The organism is Thiorhodospira sibirica ATCC 700588 (assembly GCF_000227725.2).
In the GTDB taxonomy this organism is placed as follows: domain Bacteria; phylum Pseudomonadota; class Gammaproteobacteria; order Ectothiorhodospirales; family Ectothiorhodospiraceae; genus Thiorhodospira; species Thiorhodospira sibirica.
On record NZ_MU255056.1, the window covers coordinates 1,706,496 to 1,722,004 of the forward strand.

Sequence of the window (15,509 nt, forward strand, 5' to 3'; positions counted from 1 at the left end):
CACGAATATATTTCGTATAAATTTTCGTGTTCATACGTGGTCCAAACGCCGACGCAGAACAGGTACTTAGTGCAAGCGTGCCGCATCGACCGCGTGCCTGTGCGATATTTTATTCAGCGCAGCTCAGCCTGCGCCGTCCCAGGGGCTTGTTATGTCCACCGAACACGATACCGACCACATCATCGGCTACACCCTGGATCAGCGGCGTTATCTCAATGTAACCAACCGCTGTACCCTGCGCTGCCGGTTTTGTCCCAAATTTAATGACGACTGGGTGGTGCGCGGCTACTCCATGCGCATCGGCCAGGAACCCAGTGTGGCCGCCATGATTGCCGCTGTCGGTGAGCCTGCGCAGTGGGAAGAAGTGGTGTTTTGCGGCTTTGGCGAGCCGACCTTACGGCTGGCCGAAATTTTGGCCGTGGCTCAGGCCATCCGCCCGCAGGCACGACGCATCCGCATCAACACCGACGGCCTGGCCAACCGGGTGCATGGCCGCGATGTCACCCCGGAGCTGGCGGGCTGGATTGATGCCTTGTCGATTTCGCTCAATGCCCAGGACGCAGAAACTTACGCACGCTGGACCCGCCCCCGCCATGAGGATGACTATGACGCCATGCTGGATTTTACCCGGCGCGCCCGCCAGCACGTCCCGGAGGTGGTGCTGACGGCGATTGACGGTCTGGAAGGGATCGATATTGCCGCCTGTGAGGCCATTGCCCAAAGCCTGGGCGTCGGCTTTCGCCGCCGCTATCTAGGGCGTGTGGGTTAGATCGTGGCGCTCACCGACTACATCAACACCCTCGGCGCCCACCTGCTAAAAACCCACGGCCAGCGGGTGCATAAACTGACCCTGCACGCCGGTTTTATCTGTCCGAATATGGACGGTCAGGCCGGACGCGGCGGTTGCAGCTTTTGTAATAACGCCAGCTTCTCACCCCAGGTGCGTGCCCATCAAAGCGGCGAAATTGCCCGCCAACTGGCCAGTGGGCGCGCCGTGATTGCCAAGCGCACCCGCGCCCAACGCTACCTCGCTTATTTTCAGGCCTATACCAACACCTATGCCGACTTCGATGAGCTGCAAAAGCGCTACGATGAGGCCCTGGCCCAACCCGGTGTCATTGGCCTGTCCATCGGCACCCGCCCCGATTGCGTCCCGGATAAAGTCCTCGACCTGCTCGCCCGCTATCAGGATCAAGGGCATCTCATCTGGCTGGAACTGGGCCTGCAATCGGCCTTTGATGAAACCCTGCAGCGCGTCAATCGGGGGCACGGCTTCAAGCAGTATCAAGACGCCATCCGCCGCGCCCATGCCCGAGGGCTGGCGGTATGTACCCATCTGATCATCGGTCTGCCGGGAGAACGCGCCTGGCATGCTCAAGAAAGCCTGAGCCGGGTCCTGGAATGCCAAAGCGAAGGCCTGAAGCTGCATCCTTTGCACATCGTGCGCGGCACCCAACTGGCCCGCCTGTGGCGCAGCGGCGACTATCAGCCCCTGGGCTTTGATGAATACCTCAATATTGCCGCAGATCTCATTGAAATGACCCCCGCTGAAGTGATTTTTCACCGCCTGACCGCCACCGTGCGCCCACCCCTGCTCTTGGCGCCGCACTGGTGCGCCTGGAAATGGCGGGTTCTCAACGGCATCGAACACGAACTCGCCCGCCGCCAAACGCATCAGGGCAAACACTTCCCAGGTATGGCGACACCGAGCACCAGCTCGGCATAAAACCATGCGCTGAAGCGAAAAACACTTGATCATGTTCAATCCCCGCCAGTATCTTAGCCACCGCCTGATCTTTTTCGGCATAGCCATGCTGGTGGCGCTGCTGGGCGCGTTCTGGATCACGCCTCAAGGCGAGCCGACGCTACGCCAGCAATCTGCCACCGTGCTTGAAGTCAATGAAGGCAGCGCCACCAGTCTGCGCACCGGCAGCCCCGCTACCCTGGTCACCATCCGCGTGTTATTGCCGGATGACACCCAAACCCGCGTACAGGTCTTTGGTATCATTCCTGCCGTGGGTGATACCGTCACGCTATTTGAGGCAGAATATCCCGACGGCACCCGCCGTTACCGCATGACGCGATGACGGTGAGGCAATACCGCAAGCCCCGGATGAGACTTTGTCGTTGCTGGCTTTTTCCGTGGCTGGTCTTGCTTCCCTGTGGGCGTGTGGTAATATCGCGACTCAATGACACGTTAAATGACGAGTTGCATGGCTTCGAGGTATTTCCCTTGGTGCCTGCATAAGCCCATAATGCTTTGATGCTGGGCGCATGTCGAAGCTCTATACAACTGGCAGCTATGGAAACCGAAGACTCCAAGCATATCGCTGAAAAAGAATTGAGGATGCTGGAAACACGGCTTGGCGAGCTGATGAACCTCTGTGATCGTCTGAAAGAGGATAATCGCCGCCTGCGTGAACAGCTTGCCTATCTTAATAGTGAGCGCTCAAATTTATTTGATCGCAGCGAGCAGGCGCGGGTGAAAGTTGAGAGCATGATTGGACGCTTGAAGAATATGGAGCAAGGGACGTGAGCGAAATGATTACAAAACAGCCAGTGGTGCGTTTTGAACCCGTTTCTGTTAGCATTCTGGGCAAGGAGTATCAGGTTTCTTGTCCTGAGACCGAGCGCAATGCCTTGCTGGCCTCGGCAACCCTGCTGGATCGGCGGATGCGTGAGATCCGCGATAGCGGTAAAGTCGTTGGTGGTGATCGTATCGCCGTGATGGCCGCGCTCAATATCACGCATGAGATGTTGATGATGCGCAATCAGTATGATGACCTGAATCAGGCGCTGACAGGCCGTTTGCGCAGTCTGACGAGAAAAGTCGATGGGGCGCTGGAAAAGCATGGAGAACCCTCGGCAGATGCTTCATCCTGAGTTGATTTTGTTTTAGTTTTGGGCACCTCTGCGGTGTTCGTGTGCGGCTGGGTATTATCCTTGAGCTAATAAACGACCCCGGGAGCTGAGTAGTGTATGCGCTTGTGCAGGTCCGTCTTGTCACGGAAAGCCTTCCGTATACCCGAGGCACCCACTTGAACGATCGGTTCAAGGTTGAAAGTCTGCCACGGCATTTGTGCGGAGTGTGCCCTCTTTAACGTGTGTTGTCCCCGCGATGTCTTGCCAAGGTGCGCGCCCTCATCATTCCGGGCGGGTGTCCGGCGTTCCATGGTGCCTTTTCCCGTGACTGTCTCCCCTGATATCCTTGATTTGGTGACATTGCGCCGCGATTTGCGCCGACAACGCGCCATGCTGAGTCGTGCAGCGCAAGCGCAGGCCGCCGAGAGGATTGCCAGACAGCTCATCCATTGCCGCTGGTTTCGCGCGGCTCGTCATATCGCCGCCTATCTCCCCCATCGTGGCGAAGTGGATCCCATGTTGATGGTGGACACGGCCCGCTTGGCCGGTAAACGGCTCTATCTTCCGCGCATTCATCCGCATCATCCTCGCTGCATGGATTTTCTGCCCTGGACGCCGCAGACGCGCTTATCTCCTAACCGCTTTGGTATTCTGGAACCTCACGGCGTGCGTGTGGATACTATTCCCATCACCCGCCTGGATCTGGTATTAACGCCCTTGCTGGGCTTTGACCGACAGGGCCGCCGCCTGGGCATGGGGGGTGGCTATTATGATGCAAGCTTTGCCTTTTTGCGTCAGCGCCGCCATTGGCACAAACCGTATCTGGTGGGTCTGGCCTATGAATTTCAAGGGCTTGAGGCCCTGCCTTCGCGCCCCTGGGATATTCCCTTAACGGCGGTGATTACCGAACGCCGCCTGTATTCCTTTTGTGCCCGGCATGGCACTGTCCACCCTGTTATGATTTTTCCCGATGAGCCTGCATAAATTATCCGTCCATACCCATGCTGCGCAGCTTGACGCCATTGAGCAGCTGTTCACCGACCACGGCGCGCTGTCTATTCTGCTTGAAGATGCCGGCGATTATCCCTTGCTGGAACCCGCGCCCGGAGAGATGCCGATCTGGCCAGACACCCTGATGGCGGGTCTGTTTGCCGATGATCATCGCTTTAATGAATTGCAACAGGCCTTGCAGGAACAATTTGGCATTCCGCTCGCGCATATTCGTCAGGAATTACTGCCGCAGCAGGACTGGGTGCGGACCTGTATTGAAGATTTCAAGCCCACGGCCTTTGGCTCGCGCCTGTGGATCTGCCCAAGCTGGCATACTCCACCCGATCCGCAGGCCGCCAATATCATCCTTGATCCGGGTCTGGCTTTTGGCACCGGCACGCACCCGACCACGGCCATGTGTCTGCGCTTTCTCGATGCGCATCTGCAACAGGATCACACGGTTTTGGATTATGGCTGTGGTTCAGGCATTCTGGCGATTGCCGCCTTACGCTTAGGCGCGGCGCGGTCCTGTGCGGTGGACATTGATCCGCAGGCACTGATTGCCACCTGGGAAAATGCCATGCGCAACGGGGTTGAGGATTGGCAGCTAAGCATCATTCCACCGGCACAAATCCCCGCCGATGTGCAGTTTGATCTGGTCCTTGCCAATATCCTTAGCGGGCCTTTGGTGGCCTTGGCCCCTACCCTGGCCGGGCTTTGCCGGGTTGGCGGTGAAATCGTGCTGGCGGGTTTGCTGGTGCGTCAGGTTGCGGAAATGACCGAGGCCTATCAGCCGTGGTTTAGCCTGCAGCAGGTCGAAGAAGTCGAAGGCTGGGCCTTGATGCACGGGGTGCGCTACCATGATGGATAGCTGGCCTTTCGCATATTATCCCCGTTGTGCCGGGCGGGTGCCCGGCGTTCCCTATTAACAATGCCACCCTCGTCCACCCCGCCCACTGCCGACGCGCTGACAGTGCCGCTGGCGCTGCAAGAGGATCTGCTGCGCTCCGCAACGCAGGCCAGGCGAGGCCATGCGCATCGCTGGGGCATTGGCTGCCTGCTGTTGCTAGGGGTCTTGTTGGCACAGTTTGGCTACTATCAGCAGCCGACATGGTTAGCGGATGTATCGCTTGGCTCGCCACAGGCCAGCGAGACCTCCCTTGTGCTGGTCGGAATCACCATCTATACCCACCCCAGCGCCCCGCAGGCCCTGATTGTCATGGGCTCTCTGGAAAATCGGGGCAGCAAGACCGTGCCACTGCCCTCGCTAACCTTAAGTTTTTCCAATCAACGCGGCCAGGAACTGGCACGCCGTACCTTCGCCAAGCACGATTATCTCGCGCAAAACCAATCGGTTAAAACGCATATTGGCGCGACAGAAATCATCGACATCACGTTTGAACTGATTGACCCCGGCCCAGATGCCATTGGCTATCAAATGCGCATCACGGGACATTGATCGCGCAAAAAGGGCGCTTTAGATAAGCAATAGTGCCTCATCCTTGCCATCCTTTGGTTTGTATTTTGGACAATGTTGGTCGACAATAGCGCCATGACTATTTCCACAAGAACTGCCACCTGCTAGCCTGGCCTTAATGACCCATGTCTGAGTTTGCCGCACGCCCTGCCCATTCATCCCGGCCCAAGCCGTTGCTGACGCGGCTGATGATTCCGCTGGCTACTTTACTGGTGGCGCTGTTGTCGGGGAGCGGGGTGTTATTGTGGCAGGCGCACCAGCAACGTCTGACGGAGCATCATCGCTATTATCTGGCGGATCGACGGCTGGAGTTGCAAAAGTCGATGGTGCATCAGGTGAAGGGTCTGGCCAGCAGTTTGCAGGTGATGGTTGCCGATACCCGCCTGCAGCAGGCCTTACAGGCGCGAGACCGTGAGCGGCTGTTGGCGGATTGGGCAGAGGTGTTCGCGGCCCTCCGGCAGGCCAATGCGATCACCCACCTGTATTTTTTTGATGTCGAGCGCATCTGCCTGCTGCGGGTGCATAATCCCCCGCATTATGGGGATCGCATTGAGCGTTTCACTGCCCGCAGTGCCGAGGCCAGTGGGCAGTTGGCCTATGGTATTGAGCTGGGGCCGCTGAGTACCTTCACCCTGCGCGTGGTGCAGCCGGTGTTTGTTGCAGGCCAGCTCATCGGCTATGTGGAGCTGGGGCGGGAGATTGAGGATGTGCTGGCCGGTTTGCACAGCCGCGACGGGGATGAAGCCGGGGTTTTCATTCACAAGCGCCATCTACAGCGGGAGCGTTTCGAGGCCGGGATGCAGCGCCTGCAAAGGCCCACTGACTGGCATCAGCTCGCTGAGTATGCACAAATTTATGCCTCCACGCCTTGGCTGGCTGAGGTCTTGATTCAGCTCAACGCCTCAAACCTCAATCCGTCTTCACACCTGCCGCTGTATGGTGATCTTGTTGAGCCGCTGTCATCCCTGGAAAACCCCTGGCTTGCATTGCAAGATCAGCTCCCCGGCGAGCGTTATATGACGCTGACACGCAACGGGCAAAGCTGGCAGGTCTTGTTGTCGCCATTGCGCGATGCGGGGGGGCATTACATCGGCAAACTGCTGGTTTTGCATGATATTACTGCTGTACAGCAACATTTCCACCGCCAGCTGCTGGTTTTTGCCGGGGCAGGCGGGGTGTTACTGCTATGTCTGCTGGCCTTTGTGTTTGCCTTATTGCGCAAAACCGATCAACACATCCGCGCCCAGCACCATGAACTGGAACAAAGTGAGGCGCGGCTAGCGCGTTCCCAGGAGATTGCGCATGTCGGCAGCTGGGAGCTGGAGGTAGCAACCGGACAATTGCGCTGGTCAGATGAGATTTACCGTATCTTTGGTTTGCAACCGCAGCATTTCGATGCCACCTATGCGGCCTTCCTGGAGGCGGTGCATCCGCAGGACCGCCAGCGCGTCGATCAGGCCTATCAGGACTCGCTGCACGGCGCTCAGGACTATGAAATTGAGCATCGCGTGATCCGCGCCGACACCCAGGCACTGCGCTATGTTTATGAAAAATGCCAGCATGAGTGTGATGCAACGGGGCAGATCGTGCGCTCTGTCGGGATGGTGCAAGACATCACCGAGCGCAAACAGGCCGAGTTGGACCGCCAGCATACTGCAACCGTGTTACGGGCCATTCTCAATGCTACCGATGAGGGGATTTTGGCGGTGGATGGGCAGGGCGCCTTGCTGTTTACCAACGAGCGTTTCCTGCGACTGTGGCGTTTATCGCCGGTACGCCTGCAATATGAGGATAAGGCGCAGTTGTTGGCCTATGCCGCGCAGCAGCTGGTAGACCCGGAGGCCTTTTTAACCCTGATCAATGAACGCCATCGCGGTGAGATCAGCCGTCTGGACGTGATTCATTTTCAGGATGGGCGCGTCTATGAGTGCTATTCCTGCCCGATGTATCTGGGCGAACAGCGCGGGCGCGTGTGGTCATTTCGTGATGTCAGTCGCCGCCAGCAAACCGAGGAGGCCTTGCTGCAAAACAACCGCCAGCTCGAAACCGCCATTGCCCGTGCCAATGAACTGGCCAGCAAGGCTGAACAGGCCAATATTGCCAAAAGCCATTTTCTCGCCAATATGAGCCATGAAATCCGCACACCGATGAATGGTGTCATCGGCATGACGGGCTTGCTTTTGGACACAGAACTCAATACCGAACAGCGCCGCTATGCTGAAATCGTACACACCAGTGCAGACGCTTTACTGACGCTGATCAATGATATTCTGGACTTTTCCAAAATCGAGGCGCACCGCCTGGATCTGGAAATGCTGGATTTCAACCTGCTGGAACTGCTGGAGGATTTTGCCGCTACGCTGGCGGTGCGGGCCCATGAAAAGGGGCTGGAATTATTGTGTTTTGCCGATCCCAATGTGCCAACCCAGGTGCGGGGCGACCCCGGACGTTTGCGCCAGATCCTGACCAATCTGGTCAGCAATGCCATCAAATTCACCCAGCAGGGCGAGGTCGTCGTGCGCGTGTTTTTAATGGCCCAAACCGCCCAGGAATGCACCCTGCATTTCTCCGTGCGCGACACCGGCATCGGCATTCCCGAGGAAAAACAAGACATTCTGTTTGAAAAATTCACCCAGGTGGACGCCTCTACCACCCGCCGTTATGGCGGCACCGGTCTGGGGCTGGCGATTTCCAAACAACTGGCTGAACTGATGGGCGGTGAAATCGGCTTGCACAGCCAGGAAGAAAACGGTTCGACCTTCTGGTTTACCGTCTGTCTGGGCAAACAGGAACAGGGCCAGGCAGAGATACAAGCACAAGGTAACCCCGATTTGCACGGGGTGCGCATTCTGGTGGTGGATGACAACGCCACCAACCGCGAAATTTTGATCACCCGGCTCAATCTGTGGGGCATGCGGGTCAGCGATTATGCCGACGCGCTCAGCGCGCTGGAAGCACTCAAACAGGCGGTCAGCGTACACAAAGACCCGTTTAAACTGGCGATCATTGACATGCAAATGCCCGAAATGGACGGCGAAACCCTGGGCACCCTGATCAAAAGCGATGCCAGCTTACAAAGCCTTAAGACCATCATGTTGACCTCGCTGGGGATGCGTGGCGATGCCAAACGCTTTGAGCAAGCCGGATTTTCTGCCTACATCACCAAACCGCTGCGCCACCTTGAGCTGTTTAATGTGCTCTCTGACCTGATGGCAGAAGGGCCACAGACACAATCACGCCGCATCCTGACCCGTGAGCGGCCTGCCCAGATGCCACAACATCATTTCAATGTGCAGGCCCGCATCCTTCTGGCTGAGGACAACATCACCAACCAAAAAGTCGCCCTGAGTATCCTCAAGCGCCTGGGCCTTAAAGCCGACACGGTAGCTGACGGCGCCGAAGTGCTGGTCGCTTTGAAAACCATCCCCTACGACCTGGTGTTGATGGATGTGCAGATGCCGGTCATGGATGGTCTTGCCGCCACCCGCGCCATCCGCGACCCGCAGACCCCGGTGTTTAATCATGCCATCCCGATCATCGCCATGACCGCCCATGCCATGCAGGGCGACCGCGAGCGCTGCCTGCAAGCGGGCATGAACGACTATGTGCCCAAGCCTGTCAGCGCCACCATTTTAGCCGAAGCGCTCAAGCGCTGGCTGCCTGCACAGGACTCCACCAAGGCGCCGGCCGGCGGCGCTGCGGCGGAAGATGAAACCGCGCTACCCGCCACAGCCACCACACCCAGCGACGACGATCATGCTGAAACAGCATATGTGCAAACCTGTTCAGCCGGTTTGAGCGAGGCCCTGCAAGCCCCGCTGTTTGATCGCGTCGATCTGTTATTGCGCATGATGGACGATGAACAACTTGCCTATTGGGTTATTCAGGACTTTCTGCAGGACACTCCCGCCGAACTGGCCCAATTACAGCAGTATTGCGAGGCCGAAGACCTCAAGGAAATCAAACGCCAGGCTCATTCCATCAAAGGCTCAGCCGCCAACGTCGCCGCCAAACGCCTGCAAGCCGTTGCCTTTATCATGGAACAGGCCGCTGACGTCGGCGACCTCGCAGCAGCACAACGCCTGTTACCCGAAATCATGCAACAATTCAATGCCGTACAAACGATATTACGCGCCCAGCCGGTGAGTCCTTCGTAGGTCAAGGGCGAGTCGGGAATGGCTACTGGTATGTTGTGAGGCTGCTGGAGGTGCTTTTTAGTCTTGCCGTGACGTTGCATCGCGTGCGGGGCTTTTTTCCTTTGCCTGTTCTTCGCGTTCAATGCGATCCAGTTCGGCGTCCATCGCCTCCGGGCTTAAGGGGGTATACTCAAAGCGCTTGCTCGCCTGGGCGGTGTTATGTTCGGCCATCTGATCCCAGCCCTGGGTGTTGATATCCGGCGCGGGATTTTCTGAATGTGTGGTGCGCCCAAAGCCTGCTCCCGTACCAGGGCCTGACGGCGGCGGTTCGTCATCCGGGTCCTCGGCGGCCTCGGCTTCATCAGGGCGGCGCTTGATCATTACTCGCGACAGTAACAGGCCGATCTCAAACAGCACCCACACCGGCAAGGCCAGCAAGGTTTGCGAGATGATGTCTGGAGGGGTCAGCAGCATTCCGATCACAAAGGCCCCGACAATCACATAAGGGCGCTTGGCCGCCAGTTTTTGCGGGGTGGTCAGGCCCATCCACACCAGCAAGATGGTGGCAATCGGAACCTCAAAGGCAATCCCGAAGGCCAGAAACAGCAGGATGATGAAATCCAGATAACGGCCAATATCGGTCATCACCGCCACGCCCTCCGGGGCGGTGGAGGTAAAGAAGGCAAATATCAGCGGGAACACCACGAAATATGCAAAGGCCATGCCCACATAAAACAGCAGGGTGCTGGAGGCAATCAGCGGCAGCGCAATGCTGCGCTCATGCTGATATAAGCCTGGTGCGACAAAGGCCCAGACCTGATACAGCAGATAGGGAATCGCCAGGATAATGGATAGCATCAGCACCAATTTGAAGGGGATCAAAAAAGGTGCCGCCACATCAATGGCGATCATGCTGTTACCTTCAGGCAGATGCGCCATCAAAGGCTCGGCAACGAAGCTGTAGATAGGGTTGGCAAAGGGCGCCAGGGCGATAAAAATCACCAGCACGCCGAGTACCATCCGTAACAGGCGTGTACGCAGCTCCAGCAGATGGGAAAGCAGGGTGCCTTCACCTTCAGTGGCGTTGGCTTGGGGGTCTTTTTCGGGCGGCATCTAGGGTGGCGAGTCGGGCAGGCGCGATGCTGCAGGAGGTTGTGCGGCCTTGGAAGAAGATATCTCAGGCGCTGAACCGGCCTGCGATTCGGCGGCCTTGGATGACTTGTCGTGTGATGCGTCGCTATGCATCAATTGCGTGGTCTGATCTACTTCCTCGCGCAGGGTCTGTTCGGTATCGCGAAACATTTGCTTGAGTTCGCGGATTTCCTGGTCTTGTTGTTGTAGCAGGCGTTTGAGCTCCTCCGTTTGCAGCTCGCGCTCAATGTCTGAGCGGGCACTGGAGACAAAACGGCGGATATTGGCCACCCAGCGCCCGGCCTCACGCGCAAGCCCTGGCAAACGCTCTGGCCCTACAATCAGCAAGGCCAGCACCGCAATGATGGTGATTTCCCAAAAGCCAATATCAAACATAGATGCGGCGCGTTAGGCCGGATAGGCGTGCGGGTTAAATGGAACGATGATCATGTGATCCATGCGGGGCTTGCTGCGCTGCCGGGGAGGCGACATGGGTTGCCTCGGCATCAATGATTCGTCCGGGTTTTTCTTCCATCTGTGCCGGGCCTTTAGGGGCCTCACCGCCTGCAGTGCTTGTGGTCGTGTTATCACCCGCTGCTTGCGCCTTGGCGCTCTGGCTATCATCCTTATCCTCACCGCCTTCGCGTAAGGATTGACGAAAGTTTTTAATCGCATTCCCCAAATCACCACCCATATTGCGCAGTTTTTTGGTGCCAAACAGCAATACCACAATCAACAAGACGATCAACAACTGCCAGATGCTAATGCCACCAATACCCATGGTCGCGATACCTCATGAAAAGGATTGAGAAAGGATTGCCGTCACTGTGGCGTTTATGGGGTGCGCGATGCCTTTTCGTCAAGCCCCGACAGGCCGAAACGTCGCGCCAGCTCAGCCAGCACCTGTTGATGATCCAGTCCTTGATGGGCTAGCAATACCAAGGTATGAAACCACAGGTCTGCCATCTCATAAATCAGCGCATCCGGGTCAGGATTTTTGGCGGCGATAATGGTTTCGCTGGCTTCTTCGCCGATTTTTTTCAGGATGCTATCCAGCCCCTTGGCATACAAAGACGCTACATAAGAGGTCTCGGGCGCCGCATGGCGACGCGCTTCAAGCACCTCGCTTAAGCGGCTGAGAATGGCCTCGGGATGCTGCGGATTCGTGCTCATATCGTGGGCTTCACCGATGAATAAATATCTGCCGGATCTTTAAGAACCGGGTCTACGCTGTGCCACTGCCCATGTTCAAGACGGCGGTAAAAACAATGCGCCCGGCCCGTATGACAGGCGATGCCATCGATTTGTTCGACCCTTAACAGCAGCGCATCCCCATCACAATCCAGACGCAGCTCATGCACGCGCTGCACATGGCCTGAGCTTTCGCCTTTATGCCATAGCCGCTGACGTGACCGCGACCAGTAAACCGCCTCGCCACGTTCTACGGTATGTGCCAGGGCTTCGCGGTTCATCCAGGCCAGCATCAACACATGCTGACTGAGGTGATCCTGAGCAATCACAGGAATCAGACCCTCCGGATTCCAGTGTATCTGTTCAAGCCATTGCGGTGAAGGCATACCGACTCCTTGCATAAGCATAACCGCCTAGATTTTGGCAATCCGGGAGATCAAGGCCTGCAAAACCTCCTCCGCCTGCTCATTGGCGACCTGACAGGTGCCTGCATTGGCATGTCCGCCACCGCCGTATTCAAGCATCAGCTCGCCAATGTTGACCGTACTGTTGCGGTTAAGAATGGATTTACCCACCGCAAACACGGTGTTTTGCTGTTTGAGTCCCCACATCACATGAATCGAGACGGTGCATTGCGGATACAGCGCATAAATCATGAAACGGTTGCCGGCGTAAATGGTTTCCTGCTCGCGCAGATCCAGCACCACCAGATCACCGTGTACAGTGGCGCAGTCGTGAAGCTGTTGCTTGAACTGCGCCTCCTGATTGAAATACAGCTCGGAACGCTCCTTGACATCCGGCAGGTCCAAAATCTGGGTAATGGAGTGCAAGCGACAGTAGTCAATCAGCTCCATCATTAGCTGATAGTTGGAGATGGTGAAGTCGCGAAAGCGCCCTAAGCCGGTGCGTGCATCCATCAAAAAATTCAGCAACACCCAGTCCGTGGGATTAAGAATTTCCTCACGGCTGAACTGCGCAGCATCCGCCTTATCCACCGCAATCATCATCTCATCAGAGATACTGGGAAATTTTTCCTTGCCGCCATAATAGTTATACACCACACGCGCCGCAGAGGGGGCACTGGCATCAATGATGTAATTATCCCTGGCACCCTGATTGCGCAGCGTCTCGCTAAGGTGATGATCAAACACCAGGTGCGCGGACTCGACATAAGGCAAATTGGTGGTAATGTCGCGCCCGGTGATCTCAATCTTGCCATCTTGCATATCCTTGGGATGGACAAACTTAATATCATCAATCAGATCCAGCTCATTGAGCAGCACGGCGCAGACCAGCCCATCAAAATCACTGCGCGTCACCAATCGGTATTTGTGTGTATGTGTAGCCATGACGCTCCCGCTTATGTATTTAATTGATTTTTCTAGTCATTACCTATACAGGTACCTACAGGAAAGTTTTGCCAGGCAGTACCCATCCCACCACCCCGGTGGACAAACTGTCCTGTAGATAACCGCGCTAGTCTAGCAAAGCCTTGGCGTATCTGCACAGCCATGATGCCAGGCATGGCATGATAAAAGCCCCTGCCGTAGCGCATTCAAGATGCTGTGAGGCGGCGGTTTCTCGGCACGCATCGTTTCTTGTTTCTCCAATGCCTGGCAAGAATGCCCGGATGCGCAAAATGGCGCTGGCTATCTACAGGACGATCCGTTATACTTGCGCCCAGTTGTGCAATTGCAGCATTCGGTCTAGTTTAAAAATATCTCCCCTAGGTTTACGCCTAGATCTAACCGAGGGACTGTACACACAGCCCCATCGCCTCCGACCTGCCCTTCGAACTCCATACGTTCATTTGACCGTTTGGCATCGCGAAAACCGGTTGGTGCCGATGTGCGTGATGCCCGCATGGGTTCACGCCCCAAGCCCATCGAAGTATCTCCATGACCGGGTTATGCCTTGGTCCTTGATGCCGCGATGTTTCTAAAGCCTGTCATTTTACGGGCAATGGTCTGGTGTGCGCTTGTTTCGCCAGAACAAACGAGGAATCTTGTATCTATGAGTTTTGAATCACTTGGTCTTGAAAATGCCCTGCTGTCCGCCATCGAAGCGACCGGCTATACCACCCCAACCCCAGTACAAATTCAGGCCATTCCAGCGGCGCTGACCGGGGCGGATTTGTTGGTGTCTTCGCATACGGGCAGTGGCAAGACCGCCGCTTTTACCTTGCCGTGCCTGCAACGCTTGATTGAGCAACGCGCTCAACCGGGCAGCGGTCCTCGGGTGTTGGTGTTGACGCCAACGCGTGAGCTGGCACAGCAGGTAGAAAAAGCGGTCAAGACCTACGGGCGCAAACTGCGCTGGCTGAATACCGCCTGCCTGGTCGGTGGCGCGCCCTTTATTGCACAGGCCAAACAACTGTCGCGTCCGGTGGATGTGGTTGTGGCCACGCCAGGACGTTTGATTGACCATCTCAATCGCCGCAAGCTCAAGCTTAGCGATGTGCAGATGTTAATTCTGGACGAAGCCGACCGCATGTTGGACATGGGTTTTGCCGAGGACATTGAAACCATCGTCGCGGCCACTCCGCAGGATCGTCAGACCCTGTTGTTTTCCGCAACGCTGGATGGTGTCGTTGGCAATCTGGCACGCAAGCTCACCACCGATGCACAACGCATCGAGATTGCCCCGGCGCAAGAGCGTTCCGGTAATATCGAACAGCGCTTATTGTTGGCCGATAACCTGACCCATAAGACCCGCTTGCTGGAATCGCTGCTGGAAAGCGATGATCTGCAACAGGCCGTGGTGTTTACGGCCACCAAACGCAGCGCCGATGAATTGTCCATCAGTCTGCGTGAAAAAGGCTTTGCCGCCGATGCCTTGCATGGCGACATGCAACAGCGGGCACGCAATCGCACCCTGGATAAGTTGCGCAATGGGCGCATTTCGATTCTGGTGGCCACCGATGTCGCCGCACGCGGCATTGATGTCGCCGGGATCAGTCATGTGATCAACTTTGATCCGCCGCGTTGCGCAGAAGATTATGTCCATCGTATCGGGCGTACTGGGCGTGCAGGTCGTGATGGGATTGCGATTACCCTGAGTGGGCCGCGTGAAATCGGCGTGATTCGCGCCATTGAACGCTATACCGGCAAATCCATTGAGGTGCATGTGATTGAAGGCTTGGAGCCGGTTTCGCGTGTTCCGTCCAGCCGCCGTCCACCGGCCGCTCGCGGTAAGCATCATCACCACGGTAGCCGTGATCGCAGCGCACAGCCCAATGGCCGCAGCAGCTTTCGCAATGCCCGTCCCGGTAGCGGCAAAGGGCGCAGCAGCGCGCATGGCGGTGGTTATGCCCATGCCCGCTCTGCCACCCCCAAGGCGCAAACCGTTTAGTCCTCTTGCACCTTGGGAATGAGCTCCCCACCGTCAGGCATGGTACGTCTGGCGGTATCCAGGGGATCATCCCAGGGTGTGCGTCCGCTGACAAAGTAGACAAAGGACAAAACCTCCGCAACGGCGATATAGAGATTTTCCGGAATCTCATCGCCGAGCGGAATTTGCGCTAATGCCTGGGTCAGCAACGGATCTTCATGCACCGGCACCCCGTGTTCACGGGCAATCTCCAAAATACGCGCTGCTGTATCATCAACCCCTTTAGCGGTCAAGCGCGGTGCGCTACCCGGTCCATCGTATTGCAGGGCAATGGCTTTGCGCGGTTTAGGGGTATCCTGTCGATCACCACTCATGATGTTTTTCTGCCATTT

At 56.8% G+C, this 15,509-nt stretch carries 17 protein-coding genes and 1 other RNA gene; 11 read left to right on the top strand and 7 right to left on the bottom strand.

Translation table 11 applies throughout. The annotated features are described in order from the left end of the window. Positions 1-151 precede the first annotated feature (151 nt). From THISIDRAFT_RS08090 to THISIDRAFT_RS08135, 10 genes are all read left to right on the top strand, one after another. Positions 152-769, top strand: a complete 618-nt coding sequence (locus THISIDRAFT_RS08090; RefSeq protein WP_006786577.1) for a TatD family nuclease-associated radical SAM protein — start codon at positions 152-154, stop codon at positions 767-769. A gap of 3 nt (positions 770-772) precedes the next feature. Continuing rightward, positions 773-1,726 carry a tRNA modification radical SAM protein MnmL/YtqA gene (gene mnmL, locus THISIDRAFT_RS08095; protein ID WP_006786576.1) on the top strand — a complete coding sequence of 318 codons (954 nt, stop codon included), beginning with the start codon at positions 773-775 and terminating at the stop codon, positions 1,724-1,726. A 31-nt stretch (positions 1,727-1,757) separates the two neighbouring features. Beyond that, a complete protein-coding gene (locus THISIDRAFT_RS08100; protein ID WP_006786575.1) occupies positions 1,758-2,087 on the top strand; it encodes a hypothetical protein in 330 nt (109 codons plus the stop codon). 215 nt (positions 2,088-2,302) lie between these two features. After that, positions 2,303-2,536, top strand: coding sequence for a TIGR02449 family protein (locus THISIDRAFT_RS08105; protein ID WP_006786574.1), 234 nt, complete (start codon positions 2,303-2,305; stop codon positions 2,534-2,536). Positions 2,537-2,541: 5 nt separating this feature from the next. Then, a complete protein-coding gene (locus THISIDRAFT_RS08110; RefSeq protein WP_006786573.1) occupies positions 2,542-2,883 on the top strand; it encodes a cell division protein ZapA in 342 nt (113 codons plus the stop codon). 22 nt (positions 2,884-2,905) lie between these two features. Beyond that, a non-coding RNA gene (gene ssrS, locus THISIDRAFT_RS08115) (6S RNA) lies at positions 2,906-3,091 on the top strand. Positions 3,092-3,186: 95 nt separating this feature from the next. Next, complete coding sequence (locus THISIDRAFT_RS08120; protein ID WP_246585354.1) at positions 3,187-3,846, top strand: 5-formyltetrahydrofolate cyclo-ligase; 660 nt, start codon at positions 3,187-3,189, stop codon at positions 3,844-3,846. Next, positions 3,833-4,723 carry a 50S ribosomal protein L11 methyltransferase gene (gene prmA, locus THISIDRAFT_RS08125; protein ID WP_006786571.1) on the top strand — a complete coding sequence of 297 codons (891 nt, stop codon included), beginning with the start codon at positions 3,833-3,835 and terminating at the stop codon, positions 4,721-4,723. The genes THISIDRAFT_RS08120 and prmA overlap by 14 nt, the downstream gene beginning before the upstream one ends. A gap of 60 nt (positions 4,724-4,783) precedes the next feature. Continuing rightward, positions 4,784-5,311: a DUF3426 domain-containing protein gene (locus THISIDRAFT_RS08130; protein ID WP_006786570.1), complete on the top strand. Its 528-nt coding sequence runs from the start codon at positions 4,784-4,786 to the stop codon at positions 5,309-5,311. A 143-nt stretch (positions 5,312-5,454) separates the two neighbouring features. Next, complete coding sequence (locus THISIDRAFT_RS08135) at positions 5,455-9,486, top strand: response regulator (protein WP_006786569.1); 4,032 nt, start codon at positions 5,455-5,457, stop codon at positions 9,484-9,486. Between the two features lie 57 nt (positions 9,487-9,543). Here the strand turns inward: THISIDRAFT_RS08135 and tatC are convergent, their stop codons facing one another. From tatC to THISIDRAFT_RS08165, 6 genes are read right to left on the bottom strand one after another with little or no spacing between them, the layout of a single operon-like run. Further along, on the bottom strand, positions 9,544-10,578 hold the full coding sequence (gene tatC / locus THISIDRAFT_RS08140; RefSeq protein ID WP_006786568.1) for a twin-arginine translocase subunit TatC: 1,035 nt from the start codon (positions 10,576-10,578) through the stop codon (positions 9,544-9,546). Further along, positions 10,579-10,992, bottom strand: a complete 414-nt coding sequence (tatB, locus tag THISIDRAFT_RS08145) for a Sec-independent protein translocase protein TatB (RefSeq protein WP_006786567.1) — start codon at positions 10,990-10,992, stop codon at positions 10,579-10,581. Between the two features lie 34 nt (positions 10,993-11,026). After that, positions 11,027-11,377: a twin-arginine translocase TatA/TatE family subunit gene (tatA, locus tag THISIDRAFT_RS08150; RefSeq protein WP_006786566.1), complete on the bottom strand. Its 351-nt coding sequence runs from the start codon at positions 11,375-11,377 to the stop codon at positions 11,027-11,029. Between the two features lie 53 nt (positions 11,378-11,430). Further along, positions 11,431-11,769: a phosphoribosyl-ATP diphosphatase gene (locus tag THISIDRAFT_RS08155; RefSeq protein WP_006786565.1), complete on the bottom strand. Its 339-nt coding sequence runs from the start codon at positions 11,767-11,769 to the stop codon at positions 11,431-11,433. After that, entirely contained in the window at positions 11,766-12,173 is a 408-nt protein-coding gene (hisI, locus tag THISIDRAFT_RS08160; RefSeq protein ID WP_006786564.1) for a phosphoribosyl-AMP cyclohydrolase, read from the bottom strand. Before hisI ends, THISIDRAFT_RS08155 begins: the two co-directional genes overlap by 4 nt. A gap of 27 nt (positions 12,174-12,200) precedes the next feature. Continuing rightward, the gene (locus THISIDRAFT_RS08165) at positions 12,201-13,136 is read right to left on the bottom strand and encodes a hypothetical protein (protein ID WP_006786563.1); all 936 of its coding nucleotides are present in this window, start codon (positions 13,134-13,136) and stop codon (positions 12,201-12,203) included. Between the two features lie 664 nt (positions 13,137-13,800). On the opposite strand from THISIDRAFT_RS08165, the gene THISIDRAFT_RS08170 reads away from it, so the two are divergent. Next, complete coding sequence (locus THISIDRAFT_RS08170) at positions 13,801-15,138, top strand: DEAD/DEAH box helicase (protein WP_006786562.1); 1,338 nt, start codon at positions 13,801-13,803, stop codon at positions 15,136-15,138. Here the strand turns inward: THISIDRAFT_RS08170 and THISIDRAFT_RS08175 are convergent. Further along, a complete protein-coding gene (locus THISIDRAFT_RS08175) occupies positions 15,135-15,491 on the bottom strand; it encodes an EscU/YscU/HrcU family type III secretion system export apparatus switch protein (RefSeq protein ID WP_006786561.1) in 357 nt (118 codons plus the stop codon). The two genes, THISIDRAFT_RS08170 and THISIDRAFT_RS08175, sit on opposite strands and share 4 nt — an antisense overlap. Positions 15,492-15,509: the final 18 nt, after the last annotated feature.

Excerpts from the sequence above, each read along its gene's own strand:
- THISIDRAFT_RS08130 (WP_006786570.1), top strand. The coding sequence starts at position 4,784 with ATGCCACCCTCGTCCACCCCGCCCACTGCCGACGCGCTGACAGTGCCG.
- tatA (WP_006786566.1), bottom strand. The coding sequence starts at position 11,377 with ATGGGTATTGGTGGCATTAGCATCTGGCAGTTGTTGATCGTCTTGTTG.
- prmA (WP_006786571.1), top strand. The coding sequence starts at position 3,833 with ATGAGCCTGCATAAATTATCCGTCCATACCCATGCTGCGCAGCTTGAC.
- THISIDRAFT_RS08110 (WP_006786573.1), top strand. The coding sequence starts at position 2,542 with ATGATTACAAAACAGCCAGTGGTGCGTTTTGAACCCGTTTCTGTTAGC.
- tatC (WP_006786568.1), bottom strand. The coding sequence starts at position 10,578 with ATGCCGCCCGAAAAAGACCCCCAAGCCAACGCCACTGAAGGTGAAGGC.
- THISIDRAFT_RS08105 (WP_006786574.1), top strand. The coding sequence starts at position 2,303 with ATGGAAACCGAAGACTCCAAGCATATCGCTGAAAAAGAATTGAGGATG.
- hisI (WP_006786564.1), bottom strand. The coding sequence starts at position 12,173 with ATGCCTTCACCGCAATGGCTTGAACAGATACACTGGAATCCGGAGGGT.
- THISIDRAFT_RS08135 (WP_006786569.1), top strand. The coding sequence starts at position 5,455 with ATGTCTGAGTTTGCCGCACGCCCTGCCCATTCATCCCGGCCCAAGCCG.
- THISIDRAFT_RS08170 (WP_006786562.1), top strand. The coding sequence starts at position 13,801 with ATGAGTTTTGAATCACTTGGTCTTGAAAATGCCCTGCTGTCCGCCATC.
- THISIDRAFT_RS08165 (WP_006786563.1), bottom strand. The coding sequence starts at position 13,136 with ATGGCTACACATACACACAAATACCGATTGGTGACGCGCAGTGATTTT.
- tatB (WP_006786567.1), bottom strand. The coding sequence starts at position 10,992 with ATGTTTGATATTGGCTTTTGGGAAATCACCATCATTGCGGTGCTGGCC.
- THISIDRAFT_RS08090 (WP_006786577.1), top strand. The coding sequence starts at position 152 with ATGTCCACCGAACACGATACCGACCACATCATCGGCTACACCCTGGAT.
- THISIDRAFT_RS08155 (WP_006786565.1), bottom strand. The coding sequence starts at position 11,769 with ATGAGCACGAATCCGCAGCATCCCGAGGCCATTCTCAGCCGCTTAAGC.
- THISIDRAFT_RS08175 (WP_006786561.1), bottom strand. The coding sequence starts at position 15,491 with ATGAGTGGTGATCGACAGGATACCCCTAAACCGCGCAAAGCCATTGCC.
- THISIDRAFT_RS08100 (WP_006786575.1), top strand. The coding sequence starts at position 1,758 with ATGTTCAATCCCCGCCAGTATCTTAGCCACCGCCTGATCTTTTTCGGC.